Below are 19,152 nucleotides of genomic sequence, written 5' to 3'. Positions count from 1 at the left end.
TGCGGACGCTGCGGTCCACCGGGTCCGCCCGGCCCACCGGCCGCGAGGTTGCGCTTGGGCAGATTGGCCGCGGCCAGCTTGCCGCGCTGCGGCACGTTGCCCTGACCGGGCGCCGGCGGACGCAGGGTCGGCGAGGACTGCTCGGCGGCGTCCTGCTGCAGGCCCTGGGCCATCGAGTTCCCGGGCTGCCGCTGCGGCAGCCCACCCTGACCGGCCGGGATCGGCCCGCTGCTGACACCGGGATCGACGGTGACCATCACGTTGCCGCCCGGGGTCCGGGTGATCGCGCGGGTCTGCATCGTGCTCTGCTGGTTCTGCGGGTTCGGGCGCTGCTGCTGCGGCGGCGCCTGCTGCTGCAGCTGCTGCGGCGGCACCACCGGGCCGCCGGCGCCGGAGACGATCAGGCCGACCGGCACGTGCACGGTGACGGTGACGCCCGGATCGCGCGCGGTGTCGAAGGTCGGACGCAGGCGCACGGTCAGACCGTGCCGCTCGGCGAGCCGGCCGACTACGAACAGACCCATGTGGCGGGCGGTGTCGGGACCGGGCTCGGCGGTCTGCTCGAGCCTGCGGTTGATCTCCGACATCTCCTGCGGCGGCATACCGATACCGCGGTCGGCGACCTCGATCAGCAGACCCTGATCATGGGCCTGGGCGAAGGTGAACTTGACGTCGGTCTCCGGCGGGGAGGCCCGCAGCGCGTTGTCGAGCAGCTCGGCGAACAGGTGCGCCATGTCGGAGGCGGCCGGTTCGACCAGCGAGCCACGCGGGGTCGCGCCGAGCTTGACCCGTTCGTAGTCCTCGACCTCGGAGATCGCGGCACGCAGCACGTCGGCGATCTCGACCGGGGCCGACTTGGTCCGGCGCTGCTTGGTACCCGCGAGGATGAGCAGGTTGTCACCGTTACGGCGCATGCGCGCCGCGAGGTGGTCGAGCCGGAAGAGGTTCTCGAGCAGGCGCGGGTCCTTCTCGTCGTACTCCATCGCCTCGATGAGGGTGAGCTGATGGTCGACGAGCGACTTGGAGCGCCGGGCCAGAGTCTCGAACATGTCGTTGACCTGCGAACGCATCTGCGCCTGATCACTCGCCAGGCGCAGCGCCTGACCGTGGATGTCGTCGACGGCGCGGGCCAGCTGGCCGATCTCCTCGTCGGAGCGCACCGGCATCGGCTCGAGCGGCACGTCCTCGGGGGCGGCGCCGTTACGCAGCTGGGCGACCTCGTGCGGCAGATCGGACTCGGCGACGCGCAGCGCGGCCAGACGCAGGCGGTGCAGCGGCACGATCATCGAGCGGGCGACGAACACGGCCAGCAACAGCGCGGCGAGGATCGTCGCGATGACGACGCCGGTGTAGGACCAGGCGCCGGTGGCGGCGGTGGTGGTGAGTTCGTCCATGGACGACTCGATGGCCTTGGTGGCCTGGTCGACGACGCCCTCGTAGCCGACGAGGCTGGTGACGAGCGACGTACGCATGTCGCCGATGGGCAGTTTGCCCGCCGCGACCTCGGGGCTGCTGACCAGGTTCTGCCGGACGTCGGCCTGCGCCTTGAGGTCCGCGATCACCCGATCGCCGTCGGGGAAGCGGTTGGCCAGCACGTCGAGCAGGTGCCGCTCGGTGGCGACACCGGTGATGAAGTCCTGCGAACCCTGCGGCAGACCGCGCAGCATCTCGGAGATGCCTGCCAGCTGGTCGACGAGCACGGAACGGGTGTTGAGCGAGTCGACGAGGCGCAGCTTGGCCTGGTCCATGACCGGATCGCTGACCTGGGCGATGGTGGTCTCGACGATGTCGACGCTGTCTTTACGCATCTGCTCGACCGAGGCCAGCGCGGGCTCGGCCGACGAGGTCAGCGCCTTGCCCTGGCCGCGCACGTTCTTGGCCTGCGAGATCATCCGCTGCAGCGCCTCGTGCGCCCGCGGCAGATCGGTCAACCGGCCCAGTGAGGACTCGGCGGCGGCGATGGCCGCATCGAGATCGGCGAGGTCCTTGTCGGTGACCAGGGTGACCCCCGGCCCCGCGGGAACCATCTGACTACCGGTGACCCGCGCCGAGGTAGCACTCAGCGCGGTGACCGACGGAATCGAGTCGACCTGCTCATTGATGCTCGACAGCCGGTTGGCCTCCGAGAACTCCGAGGTAATTCTCGACACGCCGAGCCCGACCGCGACCGCGAGCGGCACGGCCAGCACGGCCGTAACCTTCCAACGCAGGTCCCAGTTGCCGAGCGCCCAGCGCTTGCTGCCGGACCTAGCGGCGTCACGCATCTCCCACTCACTTTCCAAACTGGCCTCGTACCTTGCGCCATCAGCGAACCTCCACAGGCGCGATGGCGGCTCACCAGAGTTGACTGGCCGAGAACTGCGGCTGGCCGAGAAATTGCGTCTACGACTGCCCGAATAAGTGACATCAGATTCTAACGGATCAATAACTTCTTGGCTGACTCCCGGTAGAGGTCCGCGCGATGACCTGCCCGTTCCAGGCAAAACCAAAGGTCGCGGCACCCCCTCGGGTGTCGCGTGAAGTCTGCCACAATCATCAGGATCTATCGAGCGGGCATCGAAGCGAGGCTAGGGAGTCACGGGCTTGGACGTGGAACACGAGTACCGACCGGTCTATCAGACCAGTCTGGTCGACCCAGCCGACTTCTGGTCCGCCGCAGCTCAGGCCATCGAGTGGGACGTGGCGCCGCAGCAGATCGTCGACGCCGCCGACAAGCGCGCGGCCCGCTGGTTCCCCGACGCCCGGCTCAACACCTGCGTCAACGCGCTGGACCGGCACGTGCGAGCGGGCACCGTCGCCGAGGGCGGGCACGCCGATCAGGCCGCCCTCATATATGTCTCCGCTATGACGGACACCACCACCGTCTACACCTACGCCGAGCTGCTCGACGAGGTCGCCCGATTCGCCGGAGCCATGCGTGATCTCGGCGTCGTGGCCGGTGACCGGGTGGTGATCTACCTGCCGATGATCCCCGAGGCCGTGATCGCGATGCTGGCCTGCGCCCGCATCGGCGCGGTGCACTCGGTGGTGTTCGGCGGCTTCGCCGCGCCCGAACTGGCCGCCCGCATCGACGACGCCGAACCGGTCCTGGTGGTCACCGCCTCGGGCGGCATGGAGCCCCACCGCCGCATCGACTACCCGCCGATCGTGCTGCAGGCGCTGGATCTGGCGCAGACGGCGTCGGTGCGCACGGTGATCGTCAAGCAGCGCCCGGAATTCCCGACCATCGAGTTCCCGGCAGCGCTGCCCGCCACCGACGTGCTGCCGTCCTCGGAGCAGACCGTCGCGGCCCGCTGGGTCGACTGGGCCGCCACCGTCGCCGACGTCACCCCGGCCGAGCCGGTCTCGGTCGCCGCGACCGATCCGCTCTACATCCTCTACACCTCGGGAACCACCGGCAAACCCAAGGGCGTGGTCCGCGACAACGGCGGGCACGCGGTCGCGCTGGCCTGGTCGATGCGCAATATCTACGACGTCGGCCCAGGTCAGGTGTTCTGGGCGGCCTCCGATGTGGGCTGGGTCGTCGGCCACTCCTATATCGTCTACGCGCCGCTGCTGGTCGGCGCGACGACCGTGCTCTACGAGGGCAAACCGGTCGGCACCCCCGACGCGGGGGTCTTCTGGCGGATCATCGACGAACACGACGTGCGGGTGCTGTTCACCGCGCCGACCGCGTTGCGCGCGATCCGGCGGGCCGATCCCGAGGCCGCCGCCGCCCACCGCCACGACTTGTCCCGGCTGCGCGCGCTGTTCTGCGCGGGCGAGCGGCTGGACCCGGCCACCTTCGAATGGGCCTCCGGCACCCTGCTCGCCGATCACCCCGACACCCCGGTGGTCGATCACTGGTGGCAGACCGAGACCGGCTGGCCGATCTGCGCCGACCCGCTCGGCCTGCAGGAACTGCCGGTCAAACCCGGTTCGTCGTGCGTGCCGGTGCCCGGCTACCGGCTGCGGGTGCTCGACGCGAACGGCAATCCGGTGCCGACCGGCGTCGAGGGCAACATCGTCATCGGGCTGCCGCTGCCGCCCGGCGCGCTGACCGGGCTGTGGCGCGACCGCGAGCGGTTCATCCGCTCGTATCTGTCAGCCTTCCCCGGCCACTATCTGACCGGCGATTCCGGTTACTTCGACGAGGACGGCTACCTCTACGTCCTCGGCCGCAGCGACGACGTGATCAACATGGCCGGGCACCGTCTCTCGGCGGGCAGCATCGAGGCCGCCATCGCCGGGCACGACGCGATCGCCGAATGCGCCGTGATCGGCGTGCCCGACGAGCTCAAGGGCCACCTGCCGCTGGCCTACGTGGTGCTCAAGCAGGGTGTGGAGGTCGATCCGGAGCAGTTGCGGACCGAGCTCGCCGAGCGGGTGCGCGAGCAGATCGGCGCCATCGCCACCCTGCACAGCGCGATCATCGTCTCGGGCCTGCCCAAGACCCGTTCGGGCAAGATCCTGCGCAAGACGATCCGCCAGCTCACCGCCGGGGAACAGGTGGAGACCCCGGCCACCATCGAGGACCCGGCCGTGCTCACCGCGCTGGCCGACCGCATCCTGGCGAATCCGCCGCTGGGCAATCCGCCCCCGGCCGCGCAGGACACGCCCACCCCCGACCTCGACGGCGACCCGGTGGCCCCGACGGCCTGACCATCGGGCCCGGTGGTGGCCGCCGCCCCTAGGATTGCGGCGTGACCGATCGTGCTGCCTCCACTGTCCTGGTCGTCGACGACGACGAGGACGTCCTCGCCTCGGTCGAACGCGGCCTGCGGCTGTCCGGGTTCCAGGTGCTGGTCGCGCGCGACGGCGCCGCCGCTCTGCGCGCCGTCTCCGAGCACGCGCCCGACGCGGTGGTGCTCGACATGAACATGCCGGTGCTCGACGGCGCGGGCGTGGTGACGGCGTTGCGGGCGATGGGCAACGACGTGCCGGTCTGCGTGCTCAGCGCCCGCGCCTCGGTCGACGACCGGATCGCGGGCCTGGAGTCCGGGGCCGACGACTACCTGGTGAAACCGTTCGAACTGGCCGAGCTGGTGGCCCGGATCCGGGCCCTGCTGCGCCGCCGCACCGATGCCCCGGAGCCGGTCGCGCCCGGCGCGATCAGCGTCGGCCCGCTCCAGATCGACGTGGCCGGATACCGGGCGCTGCTGCACGGCAAGGAAATCGAGCTCACCAAACGAGAATTCGAATTGTTGTCGACGCTGGCCCGGAATGCGGGCGTGGTGTTGACGCGTGAACGGCTGCTGGAATTGGTGTGGGGTTACGATTTCATAGCCGATACGAATGTCGTCGACGTGTTCGTCGGATACTTGCGACGCAAACTCGAAATAGATGACACGCCAAGGATTTTGCACACGATTCGCGGCGTAGGGTTCGTGCTCCGGGAACCGAAATGATCGAGGCCCCGCCGAAACGCCGTCGGAGACAATCGTTTTCGCTCCGAACTCGGGTCGCGGGCGCGGCCGCGGCGGGTGCCGTCATCATCGTCTCGATCGCCGCATTCGTGGGTTTCCAGGCGATCGAACGCAACAATGTGACCCAAACCGACCAGCAGCTCGAGATCGCCTCGCGGATCGTGCTGATCGAGCCGGTGCTGGCCACCGGCTTCGTCAACCTGACCGGTCTGCAGACCACCATGGCGCTCACCGTGCGCGACAACGGCCAGGTCACCGCGTCCAGCTCCACCCAGCTGCCCGATCTGCCGCCGGGCTCGCAGACCGTCGAGGTCAACGACCAGCCGTACCGGGTGCTCACCACCACCGAGAACCAGCCGGCGGGACGCACCGTCTCCCTGGCCATCCCGACCACCGAGGCCGCCAAGGCCACCGCGGACCAGCAACGCTGGGTGCTGCTGGGCGCCGCGATCGCGGTGGCGGCGGCCGCGGCGCTGGGCTGGCTGCTGGCCGGTCGCGCCGTGGGGCCGATCGTGAAGCTGACCAAGCAGGTCTCCGCGCGCAGTTCCTTCGGCGACCCCGACCACTCCGCCCAGCCGGTCGACGGGTCCGGTGTCGACGAGGCGGTCAAACTGGCCGACGCGGTGAACACCATGCTGGCCCGCGTCGACGAAGCGCAGGCCGAGACCGCCGCCGCGCTGGAGACGGCCCGCGATTTCGCCGCCGTGTCCGCCCACGAGCTGCGCACCCCGCTGACCGCGATCCGCACCGACCTCGAGGTCCTGCGCACCCTCGACCTCACCGACGAGCAGCGCCGCGAGATCCTCGACGACCTCGCCCGCAACGAGACCAGGATCGAGACCACGCTCACCGCGCTGGAACGCCTGGCCCGCGGCGACCTCACCGCCGAGGCCGACCACATCCCCACCGATGTGGCCGATCTGTGCGACCAGGCCGCCCACGACGCCATGCGCCACAACCCCGGCCTCTCGGTCCGCATCGACACCGACGCCGAGCTCGTCACCCGTGGACTGCCCGCCGGTCTGCGGCTCGCGATCGACAACGCGCTGACCAACTCGGTCAAGCACGGTGGCGCCACCCATGCCGTCGTCTCGGCGCATCGCGCGCCCGGCGGTCGCATCGTCATCGCCGTCGACGACAACGGCACCGGCGTGCCGGTCGCCGAGCGCGACGCCGTCTTCGCCCGCTTCGCCCGCGGGACCAATGCCAGCAAGGGCGGGTCCGGCCTCGGCCTGGCGCTGGTGGCCCAGCAGGCCCAATTGCACGGCGGGCGGGCCTATTTCGAGGACAGCGCATTCGGCGGGGCTCGGCTGGTCATCGAACTGCCGGCCCGGGACACGCCCTAGACGCGCGATAGCCCCGCCGCCGCGACAAGGCGCGACGACAGGGCTATCACGGAGCTATTGATCAGCCTCGTCGAGGGATCAGGGCAGCACCTGCGGCACCGACTCCGGGATCACCAGGCCGATGACGGCACCGATCACGGCACCGGTCAGCGCGGTCGAGATCACCGACGGGATGGCGCAGAAGACGTAGCCGATGATGAACGCGGCCAGTGCGGGCACGCACATGATCGCGGCGGCCAGCGCGCCGATGGTGGCGCCTGCGGCCGCACCGTTCTGGACCGGGTCGTGGTTGCCGGCCTCGGGGTTGGTGGCGATGTCCTTCAGCTCGGTGCTGGTGTCGCCGGACAGCTGCGGCGCCATCTGCACGGTCTTGCCGTCGGCGGAGACCACCGAGGCGATCGCGATGGCGTTGCCGTCGACGGTGTTGAACTTGAGCGGGACCTCGCCGACGGTGACACCGGTGGCCGAGACCACGGTGACGGCGTCGGGGGTGATCACGAAGCGGCCGTTGTCGACGCTCGCGGAGATGGTGCGCAGGTCCGGCGAGACGGTGGTGCGGAAGTCCACGCCGTCGGCGGCACCGGCGCTGGCCAGGCCGGTGGCGATCTGCGCCTGACGCTCGGTGTCGACGTCAGCGGCCGCGACACCCGCGGTGACCAGCGACGTGGCGACGGCCAGCGGCAGCGCGGCCACGAATGCGCGACGGCCCGCCCGGGTGATGGTGCGGTGGAACATGTTCGATGTCTCCCTCCCGATGCCCCCGGCGAATCCCCGAACCCCCCGGACGAATCGATGAAATCTCGATCTCGATTGACTCGAGATTTGTATCGGACCCGGAGAAACAATGGAAGGCACTGTGATGCACGCCATATCACGACATCGTTTGGCGTCCCGATGAGCGGGAATCGCCCGCCCGAGAACAGGTTCCGGCACACCGTCAGCTATCCCCGTCGTGCCATCCTCACCGAACTCTCAGACATCTCCCACGACCCGGCGCGAACTCGCTCGATACCGTCGGCGGCGTGATCGGAAAACGCACCAGGATGGTCTGTCTCGTCGCTGCTGTCGCGCTGGCGGGTGGTGGTATCGCCGCGTGCGCGGGCACCGCCGACTCCCCCACGGGGTTCGCGCTCGTCAACGCCGATACCGGGCCGACCGGGGAGCGCGTGGCCAAGGCGGTCCAGGACGCCGGCGGCTACGAGTGGACGGTGGCCAAGCCGGGTGAGCTCGACGCGGCCGACTACGCCGCGGTGATCACCCTGCCCGCCGATCTCACCGCGTCGATGGCGACGCTGGCCACGCCGGAACCCAAGCGCGCCAAGGTCACCGTCACCGCCCACGACGGCGCGGACGAGAACGTCGTCAACGGCGCCGTCGCCGCCGTGACCCACCGGATCGGCGCCTCCGGCGTCGACGCCGCGCTGGCCGCGGTCTCCCAGGCCCGCAATCAGATGACCTCGGTGCAGTTCACCGCGCAGCTGCTCAACGCCGGCGTCACCGCGGCCGCCGACGGCGCCGCCCAGTTCAGCGGCGGCGCCAGCGAGATGCTCGGGTTCCTCGACTTCGCGAAACAGGGCGCGGGAGAACTCACCTCGGCCATCGAGCTGCTGAACCAGACCGTGGACGGCGCGACCAAGCAGGCGAACCAGCTGGCCGACGCGCTCGGCGCCACCGGCGTCACCATCGCCGGCGTGGAGCGTAGCGCCACCGCGCTGAGCACCGGCCTGGACCAGGTCCTGCCGCTGCTGCGCGCCCTGCCGTTCGCCACCGATCCCCAGCTGGCCGACATCATCACCAAGCTCGAAGCGCTGCGCGGCATCTCGAGTCAGGCGGGCGCCCAGCTGACCGGCCTGGCCGACCTGACCGGCGCCGCCGTCGACCCGAACACCGACCTCGGCACCCTGCTGCGCACCGTTGTCACCCGGCTCGACAGCGCCCGCACCCAGCTCACCCAGGGCGCCGAACTCGCCAAGGGCCTGCCCACTCTCGCCGAACAGGGCGGCGCCCAGATCACCTCCGCGATCGAACAGATGACCACCGGCGTCGGCGCCCTGCAGAACATCGTCGGCAACCTCAACACCCAGACCGGCAAGGCCATCGAGGCCCTCCCCGCCCGCAGCACCACCCAGAACTCCGCCCTCGCCCTCGCCCTCACCGACCCGGTCGAGGTCGTCCGGGAGTAGCGACATCGCGACCCGCGTCGTCGGCATCGGCCTTCTTCCAGACCACAAGTCCGCTCGCGGCCTGGCGGTATGCTCACCGGCATGACGATCCAGCCGACGGATTCGCTCCCTCATCTGATGACCGAAGAGGAGTACCTCCGGCTGCCGGAAGCCGCGGCGCGTGAGATCGAAGTGGTCCACGGGCATGTCATCGTGTGTGAATCGCCTACTCCGGAACACCATCGCATCGCTCGGCGCCTGGCCGACGCTATGGAGCGGCTGCCCAGTACCGAACCGTGCATCCGGGTCGACACCGACATCGACGTGGTGCTGTGGCGCGTCCCGAAGTTCACCTTTCGCCGCCCTGACGTGGTGATCTACCGCTGCCTGGACAGGCCGGGAGCGAAACCCGAAGCCGCCGACGCGTTGATCGTGGTCGAGGTGTCGTCGCCGTCGACCGCCGCCGAGGACCTGCTGGACAAGAAGGCCCAGTACGCGCGGGTCGGGATACCCCTCTATCTCGTGGTCGTGCTGGACACCAAGTTCGGGATCGAGGAGGTACTCGAGTTCCGCCTCGACGCACATGCCCGGGAATACCGATTGCACCAGATCCATCGCGGCATCGTCGCGCTCAGTCACGTCGTCGTCGGCGAAATACCGATGGCCGACCTCACCCGCTGAGCACTCCTCACACACAGACAACTGAGGCCGGGTTCCTGTCGGGAACCCGGCCTCAGTGTGTTGTTCGGCTGGTCAGTTCGCGTTGAGCAGGTCGATCACGAAGACCAGGGTCTTGCCGGAGAGGTGGTGGCCCGCGCCGGCGGGGCCGTAGGCGAGCTCCGGCGGGATGGTCAGCTGGCGACGGCCGCCGACCTTCATGCCAGGGATACCTTCCTGCCAGCCCTGGATCAGGCCGCGCAGCGGGAAGGTGATGGACTCGCCACGGTCCCACGAAGAGTCGAACTGCTCGCCGCTGTCGAACTCGACGCCGACGTAGTGCACCTCGACGGTGCCGCCGGGCACCGCTTCCTTGCCTTCGCCCTCGACGAGGTCCTTGATCACGAGCTCGGTGGGCGCGGGGCCCTCCTGGAATTCGATCTCCGGCTTGGTCATTCGGCTATCCCCTTCGATAGTTTCAGTTCGGACTAACGGCCAGCGATGTCGCGGTAGTCACGCTCACCGTAACCGGTGTAGATCTGGCGCGGGCGGCCGATCTTGAGCGGCTCGGAGTGCATCTCACGCCAGTGGGCGATCCAGCCGGGCAGGCGGCCCATGGCGAAGAGCACGGTGAACATGCGGGTCGGGAAGCCCATCGCCCGGTAGATGACGCCGGTGTAGAAGTCGACGTTCGGGTACAGGCGCCGCGAGACGAAGTAGTCGTCGGTGAGGGCGGCCTCTTCGAGCTGCTTGGCGATGTCGAGCAGCTGGTCGTCGCCGCCGATCTTCGACAGGATCTTGTCGGCGGCCTGCTTGACCAGGGTGGCGCGCGGGTCGTAGTTGCGGTAGACGCGGTGCCCGAAGCCCATGAGCTTCACGCCGTCTTCCTTGTTCTTGACCTTGCGGATGAATTCCTTGACGTCGCCGCCGTTGGCCTTGATCTCGTCGAGCATCTCGAGCACGGCCTGGTTGGCGCCGCCGTGCAGCGGGCCCCACAGCGCGTTGATGCCACCGGACACCGAGGTGAACAGGTTGGCGTCGGAGGAGCCGACGAGGCGCACGGTCGAGGTGGAGCAGTTCTGCTCGTGGTCGGCGTGCAGGATCAGCAGCATGTCGAGCGCGGCGGCGATCTCGGGGTCGACCTCGTAGGGCTCGGCCGGGAAGCCGAAGGTCATCCGCAGGAAGTTCTCGACCAGGCTCAGCGAGTTGTCCGGGTAGAGGAACGGCTGGCCGACCGACTTCTTGTACGAGTAGGCCGCGATGGTGGGCAGCTTGGCCAGCAGGCGGATGGTGGACAGCTCGACCTGCTCGGGGTCGCGCGGGTCCAGCGAGTCCTGGTAGTACGCCGAGAGCGCGTTCACCGCCGACGACAGCACCGGCATCGGGTGCGCGTTGCGCGGGAACCCGTCGAAGAACCGCTTCAGATCCTCGTGCAGCAGCGTGTGGCGGCGGATGCGATCGGTGAAGTCGTCGAGCTGGGCCTGGGTCGGCAGCTCGCCGTAGATGAGCAGGTAGCTGACCTCGATGAAGGTCGAGCGGCCGGCCAGCTGGTCGATCGGGTAGCCGCGGTAGCGCAGGATGCCCGCTTCACCGTCGATGTAGGTGATGGCCGACTTGGTCGACGCGGTGTTCATGAAACCGGGGTCGTAGGTGACGTAGCCGGTGCTGGCCAGCAGCTTGCCCAAGTCGAGTCCGTCGTTGCCCTCTGCGGCCTTGGTGACCGAAATCGGGAACTCGCCACCGGGGTACTGCAGTACCGCCTTGGCGTCATCGGCGACGTTGGTGATGTTCTCAGCGGGCACGGAAGGATCCCTCTCAGGCTAGAACCGTAGGCACCGATGCGGTCGGCACGCGGTGCACTTGCGCTAACGCTAGCTGTTGTTCGGTCGAGACAAGCAATCAGGGTTGTCCTGCGCCGTTCTCACACCGGGGCCGATCGGCGGTGAGGTCGGCGCACAGCTGCCGACCTGCGCCGATCCCCTGTTCGCCGACCTCGCGCGGTGCTGCCGCGCACGGCGGCGGGCCCCTGCGCGGGCGAATCGGCGATGGTCATGTAATCCCTTCTCGCACAACTCAATTGACCAGTGAATCGGCGTGCGCGCGGGTCACCCGGTAACGGACGAAGGCGGGGAAGGCCAGTGCGGCGAGCACCACCCCGATGACGACCAGAACACCGCCACCCGCGGCAGCTACAGCGGTACCCAGGCTCGCCGCGGCGAAACCGTGGGCAACATCACCGATCCGCGGCCCACCTGCGACAACCACGATGAACACGCCCTGCAGACGGCCGCGCATCTCGTCGGTGGAGACGTTGAGCAACATCGCCGTGCGCAGCGCCGCCGAGACCATGTCGACCGCGCCGCCCAGGGCCAGGAAGGCCACCGCGATCCACAGCCACACCCCCAGCCCGAACAGGTGCCCGGCCAGCCCCACCGCCAAGCCGAACCCGATCATCGCCACGCCCCAGATCACGATGCAGACGATCACCGCCAGGCCCTGCCTGCGGATGCGCGGCACCCAGCCGGAGAACACCCCGCCCAGCACCGCGCCCGCCGAGATGGCCGCGAACAGCAGACCCAGCGCGACACCGCCCTCGACCGGGTCGTGGAAGGTCTCGTGCGCGATCTGCGGGAACAGCGCGCGCGGCATGCCGAACACCATGGCGATGATGTCGACGACGAACGACGCGAGCAGGATGCGCTGCTTGGTCAGATAGCGGAAACCGTCGATGACGGCGCGCAGCCCGGCCCGGCGCTGATCGCCGGTGGGCGGGAAGGCGGGCAGTTTCCACACCGCCCACACCGTCGCGAGCAGCGCGATCGCATCGATCAGATACAGCGTCGACAGGCCGAGCACCGGGATGAGCAGACCCGCCAGCACCGGTCCGGCGATCATGCCGACGTTCTGCACGGTCATGCTCAGCGAGCTGGCCGCGGCGATCTGCTCGGGCGGCAGCAGCCGGGCGATGGCCGCGCTGCGGGTGGGCTGGTTGACCGCGAAGAACGCCTGCTGGGCGGCGAACAGGCCCAGCACCAGCCACACGTTGTTCGTCCCGAGCGCGGCCTGCGCCCAGAACGCCACCGCCGTCACACCGGTGCCCGCCGTGGTGATGATCAGCAGGGTGCGCCGGTCCATCACATCGGCCAGCGCGCCGCCCCAGAGCCCGAACACGACCAGCGGGACCAGGCCGAACAGGCCGGCCAAGCCGACGTACCCCGAGCTGCCGGTGATCTGGAAGATCTGCTGCGGAACCGCGACCACCGAGAGCTGCGCACCGATGACGGTGACGATGTTGGTGGTCCAAAGCCTGCGATAGTCGGGATGACGCAGGGGTTCGGTGTCGGCGAGCAGCTTCACTCGCCGCAGATTAGCCATCGCCGGGCGATCGCAGAACGGATGCGCTCGGTGAGATACCCCACCGCTCGTTAGGGCTGCAAACGTTCCACGGTTGTGCCTGCGTCGCCGATCCGCACGACGATCCGGTTGTGCAGCCGACCCCGTCTGCCCTGCCAGAACTCCACCTCGTCGGGCCGCAGCAGGTACCCGCCCCAGAACGGCGGGACCGGAATGTCGTCGACGTCGGCGAAGCGGGCCGTGGCCTCGGCCAACGACCGATCCACCTCCGCGCGCGAGGCCGCGGGCCGCGACTGCCGCGACGCCCACGCGCCCAGCCGCGAGTCGCGCGGGCGGGTCTGCCAGTAGGCCTCGGTCACCTCGGCGGGCACCCGCTCGGTGATCCCGCGCAGATGGACCTGCCGGGCCAGCGCGGGCCAGACGAAGGTCGCCGCGGCGTACGGGTCGGCGGCGAGCTGGTTGCCCTTGGCCGAGTCGTAATTCGTGTAGAAGGTGACGCCCTCGGGCGCGAGTCCCTTGCACAGGACGGTGCGCGCGACCGGGCGCGGGGCCGGGCCCGACAGCGACACCGTCGCCAGCACCATCGCGTTGGATTCGGCGATGCCGAGACCGCGCGCCTGCTCGATCCAGCGGCGCAGCAACGGTTCCCAGCCGCCGGCCACCCAGGTCTCGTCGAGGTCGGTCTCCTCCGGCACCGACAGCGGGTCGCCGTAGTCGACGCGCATGGCGGCGAGGTCGGCCGCGGTCGCGGGTTCGTGGTCAACCATGAGGACAGACGGTACGCCGGGACGCGGGCCGGGAAGGGGTCCAGGTCTGGCCAGGGGCGACGTTACTACCCGGTATCCCCAGGGCTATGGTTCAGAAAGATCGGCATGCCCCTGCAAGGAGAGTCACCATGACTACCAGCTCGGTACCACAGGATTTCGTCAGCGGATTGGAAGGCGTGGTGGCCTTCACCACCGACATCGCCGAGCCGGACAAGGATGGTGGCGCGCTACGTTATCGCGGCGTCGACATCGAGGACCTGGTCACCAACCGCGTCACCTTCGGTGATGTGTGGGCCCTGCTGGTCGACGGCCAGTTCGGCCGCGGCCTCCCGCCCGCCGAGCCCTTCCCGCTGCCGGTGCACACCGGTGACGTGCGCGTCGACGTGCAGGCCGGTCTGGCCATGCTCGCCCCGATCTGGGGCTACGAGCCGCTGCTCGACATCGACGACGAGACCGCCCGCGAGAACCTGGCCCGCGCCTCGGTGATGGCGCTGTCCTACGTGGCGCAGTCCGCCCGCGGCATCTATCAGCCCGCCGTTCCGCAGCGCAAGATCGACGAGTGCACCACCGTCACCGAGCGGTTCATGACCCGCTGGAAGGGTGACCCGGACCCGCGCCACACCGAGGCGATCGACGCCTACTGGGTCTCGGCCGCCGAGCACGGCATGAACGCCTCCACCTTCACCGCCCGCGTCATCGCCTCCACCGGCGCCGACGTGGCGGCGTCGCTGTCGGGCGCGATCGGCGCCATGTCCGGCCCGCTGCACGGCGGCGCCCCCGCCCGCGTGCTCCCGATGATCGAGGCCGTCGAGCAGAGCGGCGACGCCCGCGCGCTGGTCAAGGGCATCCTCGACCGCAAAGAGAAGCTGATGGGCTTCGGCCACCGCGTCTACCGGGCCGAGGACCCGCGCGCCCGCGTGCTGCGCGCCACCGCCAAGCGTCTCGACGCCCCGCGCTTCGAGGTCGCCGCCGCGCTGGAGCAGGCCGCGCTGGCCGAACTGCGGGAGCGTCGCCCGGATCGGGCCATCGAGACCAATGTCGAGTTCTGGGCCGCGGTGATCCTGGACTTCGCCGAGGTCCCCGCGCACATGATGCCCGCCATGTTCACCTGCGGCCGGACCGCGGGCTGGTGCGCGCACATCCTGGAGCAGAAGCAGCTGGGCAAGCTCGTTCGCCCCGCCGCCATCTACACCGGCCCCGGCCCCCGCACCCCCGAAGAGGTCGCCGGCTGGTCCACCATCGCCGGCTGACCCACCCCGCATCGCCCGACCGGGCGTCGACGGCCACCCCGGCCGCCGACGCCCGGTCGTTGTCGATCTACCGGTCGTTCGTCTCCACGACATCCGGCGCCGACAGGATGTGTTCGCGGAACACAGCCGGTCGACGGCCTGTTCCGGCTGGTGGAGCGCTCGGCGGCGGTAATGTTCAGCCGACCTGATCGATAAGGGTGGGCGGTGCGGAACGAGGGGTTTTCCCGGCGTGAGCTTTTCGGCGCGGGGGCCGCGTTGGCGGCGGGTGTGCTGACCGGCTGTGCCGCCGCGCAGGGTGATTCGGCCGCGCCCGAGGTGGCAGCCGGACACTCCGTGGCCGCGCCGCCGACCGCGCGGCCGATCTCGACCGTCGTCGCGCCGACCGCCGTCTCACCCGCCGCGGTCGCCGCCCGGCACGCCGGCGCTCGGCCACACGCGTGGGGTGTCGATCTGCCCGGCATCACCACCGGATTCCCGGCGAGTGGCAAGCAGCTGGCGCTCACCTTCGACGCGTGCGGCGGGCCGGGCAACAGCGAGGTCGACCAGGCGCTGCTGGATCTGCTGATCGCCGAGCGGATTCCGGCGACGCTGTTCCTCAACAAGCGCTGGATCGACGCCGATCCCGGTCGCGTGCAGCGGCTCGCCGCGAACCCGCTGTTCGAGCTGGCCAGTCACGGCGTCGCGCACAAGCCGCTGTCGGTGACCGGGCGGGCCGCCTACAACATCGCGGGCACGGCGTCGGCGGACGAAGCGGTGCACGAGGTGTGGGCCAATCACGAACGCCTGCTCGAGCTGACCGGACGGGCGCCGCGATTCTTCCGCGCGGGCACCGCCCACTACGACGACGTCGCGGTCGCCATCGTCGCCGAGCTGGGCGAGACCCCGCTCGGGTTCACCGTCAACGCCGACTTCGGCGCCACCGCCTCGGCCGCGCAGGTACAGCGCGCGATGAGTGCGGCCACGCCCGGTGGCATCGTGCTCGCCCACATGCACCGGCCGAAGTCGGGCACGGCAGCCGGGATGGCCGTCGCGATTCCGGCCTTGCGCGCGGCCGGGTTCACCTTCGTTCACCTGTAGTCACGGCGTCGTCCACCGGTAGCCGACACGCGGTCCGGGTGGACCGCCGCTCAGCTGGCCCAGGCCGCGGGCATTCAGGTCAGGCTGGTGAAGTCGATGGCGACGGAGGCGCCGCGATCGACGGTGAAGAAGGCGGCGTCGAGGCGGGTGCCGAGTTCGATCTGCCCGACCGCGGCCAGCGGCACCGGCTGGATCAGCCGCACCCGCCACGGCGACGGCTCGTCCCAGGCCCGCAACTCCAGGTCCAGGCGCAGCACCGGATCGTCGCGGCCGGTGTAGTCGGCCGCGATCGGCGCGACCGCCAGGACCGTCGCCTCCGCGCGGCGCCCGTTGGCCAGGATCTTGGCGGCCGCGCTGCGCCCCGACCGCGGCACCTCGGGGACGAACAACACCACGCGTTCCCGATCGCCCGGGTCGACGCGGCAGCCGACGACGTCGCCGGGCTGCATCCATTCCAGATCCTGGCTACGCACCCGCTGCCGCACCCGCGCGTCGTAGACCAGCTCGTCGGGCACCTGTACCCGCACCGAGAACCGGTATCCGCCCTCCCCGCGCCGGGATCGCACCGACAGCACGGTGGCCGTGGCGGGTAACCCCCTCATCAGCAGTTCTCGCCGGGAGCTCTCGGCCAGCAATCCCGGCCGTCTCCCGAACGCCCACACAAACCGGTCGAGCAGGGTCCGACCCGAGTCGGCCACGGCGAGGCTCATAGCAGAAGCGTAATGCGAATGCCCTACGCACAAGGGCAAATTCCCCGCACGCGCCGATCCGGGTCGACGTGACGGCCGCGCGGGGCCCGCGGTCGGGGCGTTCCGGGCACCTGCCGGGCCCGACGGTCCACCGGGTCGAGCTGGGCACCCGCCCAGCTCGCCGGGTGCCCGCCACGCCGTGCCCGCGCCCCCGAGTGGGCCGCCTCACAGCCCCGCCCCCGTGCGCGTCGGACCATCGGCGGACCACTAAACTCGCCCCCATGACCAGTGCGTTCCCGACCATTCCCGCCGACCTCAAGCCCGCCGACGGACGGTTCGGCTGCGGCCCGTCCAAGGTCCGCCCGGAGCAGCTGCAGTCCCTGGTGACTGTCGGCGCCTCGGTGTTCGGCACCTCGCATCGCCAGAAGCCGGTCAAGGACGTCGTGGCGCGGGTGCGCAACGGCCTGCGTGAGCTGTTCTCCCTGCCCGAGGGCTACGAAGTGGTGCTCGGCAACGGTGGCACCACCGCGTTCTGGGACGCCGCCGCCTTCGGCCTGATCCGCGAGCGCTCGCTGCACCTGACCAACGGCGAGTTCTCCTCGAAGTTCGCCTCGGTCGCCAAGGGCAACCCGTTCATCGGTGACCCGATCGTCGTCTCGTCGGAGCCGGGCAGCGCGCCCGAGCCCGTCTCGGACCCCTCGGTCGACCTCATCGGCTGGGCCCACAACGAGACCTCGACCGGTGTGTCCATCCCGGTCTCGCGTCCGGCCGGCTCGGAGAACGCCCTGATCGCCATCGACGCCACCTCCGGCGCGGGCGGCCTGCCGGTGAACATCGCCGACTCCGACGTGTACTACTTCGCCCCGCAGAAGTGCTTCGCCGCCGACGGTGGCCTGTGGATCGCGATCATGAGCCCCGCCGCGCTGGCCCGCGTCGAGGAGATCAAGGCCTCGGGCCGCTGGACCCCGGAGTTCCTGTCGCTGCCGATCGCCATCGACAACTCCACCAAGGACCAGACCTACAACACCCCGGCGCTGGCCACTCTGCTGCTGTTCGCCGACCAGATCGAGTGGATGAACGCCAACGGCGGCCTGGACTGGACCGTCAAGCGCACCCTCGACTCGTCCTCGCGCCTGTACTCGTGGGCCGAGTCGAGCTCCTTCGCCACCCCGTACGTCACCGATCCGGCGCACCGCTCGCAGGTCGTGGGCACCATCGACTTCGACGACGCGGTCGACGCCGCCCAGGTCGCGAAGATCCTGCGGGCCAACGGCATCGTCGACACCGAGCCGTACCGAAAGCTGGGCCGTAACCAGCTCCGCGTCGGCATGTTCCCGGCGATCGATCCGGAAGACGTTTCGCAGCTGACCCGCTCGATCGACTGGGTCGTCGGTCAGCTCTGAGATAAGACCGCAATCAGGGCCGGTGCCCGGTGAACCATTTTCCGGTTCATCGCGCACCGGCCCTTTGCATTGGGCCTGGGCAGGTTCGCAACATTTGCATTCGGTCACACCGCCGCGGGCCGGTATTTGATGTTGATCTATCACCAAACTGCCTGCACACGACCAGGATTCGTGTGGTGAGCCGATCAGATTAGCGGGACCTGGGGTCTCGGTGCGCGATTTCGGTCGTGCGTGTCTGCTGCCGTGGGCAAGTAATGTGCACTACTGTCTAGGAAAGTGGGCGGTGTCGTAGCCGACGCGATAGGGAGGTAACGGTGCGTGAACTTCGAGTGATCGGGGTGACGCCCGACTCCACGCACATCGTGTGCAGCGACACCGAGTCCGGCACCAAGTTCCGGTTGCCCGCCGACGACAAGCTCCGCGCGGCGGCGCGCGGCGACCTCGCACGATTCGGCCAGATCGAGATCGAAACGGAAGCGTCTATGCGTCCTCGCGATATCCAGGCCCGTATTCGAGCCGGAGCGTCCGTCGAGCAGGTCACGGCGGAGTCCGGGATGCCGGCCACCAAAGTCGAACGTTTCGCCTACCCGGTGTTGCTGGAGCGTGCCCGCGCCGCGGAACTGGCGCAGAAAGCGCATCCGGTGCGCCCGGACGGTCCCGCGCTGGAAACGCTGCACGAGATCGTCACCGCGGCCTTCGCCGAACGCGGCCACACCATCGAACAGGCCGAATGGGACGCCTGGAAAGACGAAAAGGGATTCTGGGTCGCCCAATTGCAGTGGCGCCACGGTCACTCCGAGATCGCCGCGCACTGGCGCTACCAGCCGGACGCGCACGGCGGCTCGGTCTCCCCGCTCGACGACCCCGCCAACGACCTGATCGATCCCGATTTCGGGCGCGCGCTGCGTGGGCTGGCCACCATCCTGCCCACCCCGGTGGAGAAGGCGCCGCCGGTCGTGGAACCGCCGACCCCGGTCGAGCCGCGCCCGCGCGAGCAGGTCGCCCCGACCGCGCGGCCGACGGCCCGGCCCGCCCAGCCGAC

At 69.7% G+C, this 19,152-nt stretch carries 16 protein-coding genes; 9 read left to right on the top strand and 7 right to left on the bottom strand.

The window, feature by feature from the left end:
- The coding region (locus V8688_RS25975; protein WP_342801891.1) for an ATP-binding protein at positions 1–2,264 on the bottom strand (2,264 nt) is incomplete at its 3' end.
- A gap of 319 nt (positions 2,265–2,583) precedes the next feature.
- On the opposite strand from V8688_RS25975, the gene V8688_RS25970 reads away from it, so the two are divergent.
- From V8688_RS25970 to V8688_RS25960, 3 genes are all read left to right on the top strand, one after another.
- Complete coding sequence (locus V8688_RS25970; protein WP_218716914.1) at positions 2,584–4,641, top strand: AMP-binding protein; 2,058 nt, start codon at positions 2,584–2,586, stop codon at positions 4,639–4,641.
- Positions 4,642–4,682: 41 nt separating this feature from the next.
- A complete protein-coding gene (locus V8688_RS25965; protein WP_218716913.1) occupies positions 4,683–5,387 on the top strand; it encodes a response regulator transcription factor in 705 nt (234 codons plus the stop codon).
- Positions 5,388–5,524: 137 nt separating this feature from the next.
- Positions 5,525–6,751: a HAMP domain-containing sensor histidine kinase gene (locus tag V8688_RS25960; RefSeq protein ID WP_342801890.1), complete on the top strand. Its 1,227-nt coding sequence runs from the start codon at positions 5,525–5,527 to the stop codon at positions 6,749–6,751.
- Between the two features lie 78 nt (positions 6,752–6,829).
- On the opposite strand, the gene V8688_RS25955 is transcribed toward V8688_RS25960, so the two are convergent.
- Positions 6,830–7,486: a hypothetical protein gene (locus V8688_RS25955; RefSeq protein ID WP_316573480.1), complete on the bottom strand. Its 657-nt coding sequence runs from the start codon at positions 7,484–7,486 to the stop codon at positions 6,830–6,832.
- A gap of 287 nt (positions 7,487–7,773) precedes the next feature.
- Between V8688_RS25955 and V8688_RS25950 the strand changes: the two genes are divergently transcribed.
- Entirely contained in the window at positions 7,774–8,934 is a 1,161-nt protein-coding gene (locus tag V8688_RS25950; protein WP_316573479.1) for a hypothetical protein, read from the top strand.
- 81 nt (positions 8,935–9,015) lie between these two features.
- On the top strand, positions 9,016–9,594 hold the full coding sequence (locus V8688_RS25945) for a Uma2 family endonuclease (RefSeq protein WP_342801889.1): 579 nt from the start codon (positions 9,016–9,018) through the stop codon (positions 9,592–9,594).
- Between the two features lie 72 nt (positions 9,595–9,666).
- On the opposite strand, the gene V8688_RS25940 is transcribed toward V8688_RS25945, so the two are convergent.
- From V8688_RS25940 to pdxH, 4 genes are all read right to left on the bottom strand, one after another.
- Complete coding sequence (locus tag V8688_RS25940) at positions 9,667–10,026, bottom strand: FKBP-type peptidyl-prolyl cis-trans isomerase (protein ID WP_218716909.1); 360 nt, start codon at positions 10,024–10,026, stop codon at positions 9,667–9,669.
- Between the two features lie 32 nt (positions 10,027–10,058).
- Positions 10,059–11,372, bottom strand: a complete 1,314-nt coding sequence (locus V8688_RS25935) for a citrate synthase (RefSeq protein ID WP_218716908.1) — start codon at positions 11,370–11,372, stop codon at positions 10,059–10,061.
- A 271-nt stretch (positions 11,373–11,643) separates the two neighbouring features.
- Entirely contained in the window at positions 11,644–12,945 is a 1,302-nt protein-coding gene (locus V8688_RS25930) for an MFS transporter (RefSeq protein ID WP_342801888.1), read from the bottom strand.
- A gap of 50 nt (positions 12,946–12,995) precedes the next feature.
- Positions 12,996–13,691, bottom strand: a complete 696-nt coding sequence (pdxH, locus tag V8688_RS25925; RefSeq protein WP_218716906.1) for a pyridoxamine 5'-phosphate oxidase — start codon at positions 13,689–13,691, stop codon at positions 12,996–12,998.
- A gap of 128 nt (positions 13,692–13,819) precedes the next feature.
- Here pdxH and V8688_RS25920 point away from each other — a divergent pair, with 128 nt between their 5' ends.
- Entirely contained in the window at positions 13,820–14,941 is a 1,122-nt protein-coding gene (locus V8688_RS25920; RefSeq protein WP_218716905.1) for a citrate synthase 2, read from the top strand.
- Between the two features lie 204 nt (positions 14,942–15,145).
- Positions 15,146–16,018 (top strand): polysaccharide deacetylase family protein, encoded by an 873-nt coding sequence (locus V8688_RS25915; protein WP_342801887.1) that lies wholly within the window; start codon positions 15,146–15,148, stop codon positions 16,016–16,018.
- A 74-nt stretch (positions 16,019–16,092) separates the two neighbouring features.
- On the opposite strand, the gene V8688_RS25910 is transcribed toward V8688_RS25915, so the two are convergent.
- Positions 16,093–16,728, bottom strand: coding sequence for a hypothetical protein (locus tag V8688_RS25910; RefSeq protein WP_316573474.1), 636 nt, complete (start codon positions 16,726–16,728; stop codon positions 16,093–16,095).
- Between the two features lie 260 nt (positions 16,729–16,988).
- Here V8688_RS25910 and serC point away from each other — a divergent pair, with 260 nt between their 5' ends.
- Both serC and sepH read left to right on the top strand, forming a co-directional pair.
- The gene (serC, locus tag V8688_RS25905; protein WP_218716903.1) at positions 16,989–18,110 is read left to right on the top strand and encodes a phosphoserine transaminase; all 1,122 of its coding nucleotides are present in this window, start codon (positions 16,989–16,991) and stop codon (positions 18,108–18,110) included.
- A 314-nt stretch (positions 18,111–18,424) separates the two neighbouring features.
- Positions 18,425–19,152, top strand: a 728-nt coding sequence (gene sepH, locus V8688_RS25900) for a septation protein SepH (protein WP_342801886.1), incomplete at its 3' end; no start/stop codon positions are given.

Origin of the sequence: Nocardia sp. No.11 (genome assembly GCF_038752175.1) — a bacterium.
GTDB classification, from domain to species: domain Bacteria; phylum Actinomycetota; class Actinomycetes; order Mycobacteriales; family Mycobacteriaceae; genus Nocardia; species Nocardia canadensis.
The sequence above is the reverse complement of the archived record's forward strand: the minus strand, read 5'-3'. Positions and strand labels throughout refer to the sequence as shown.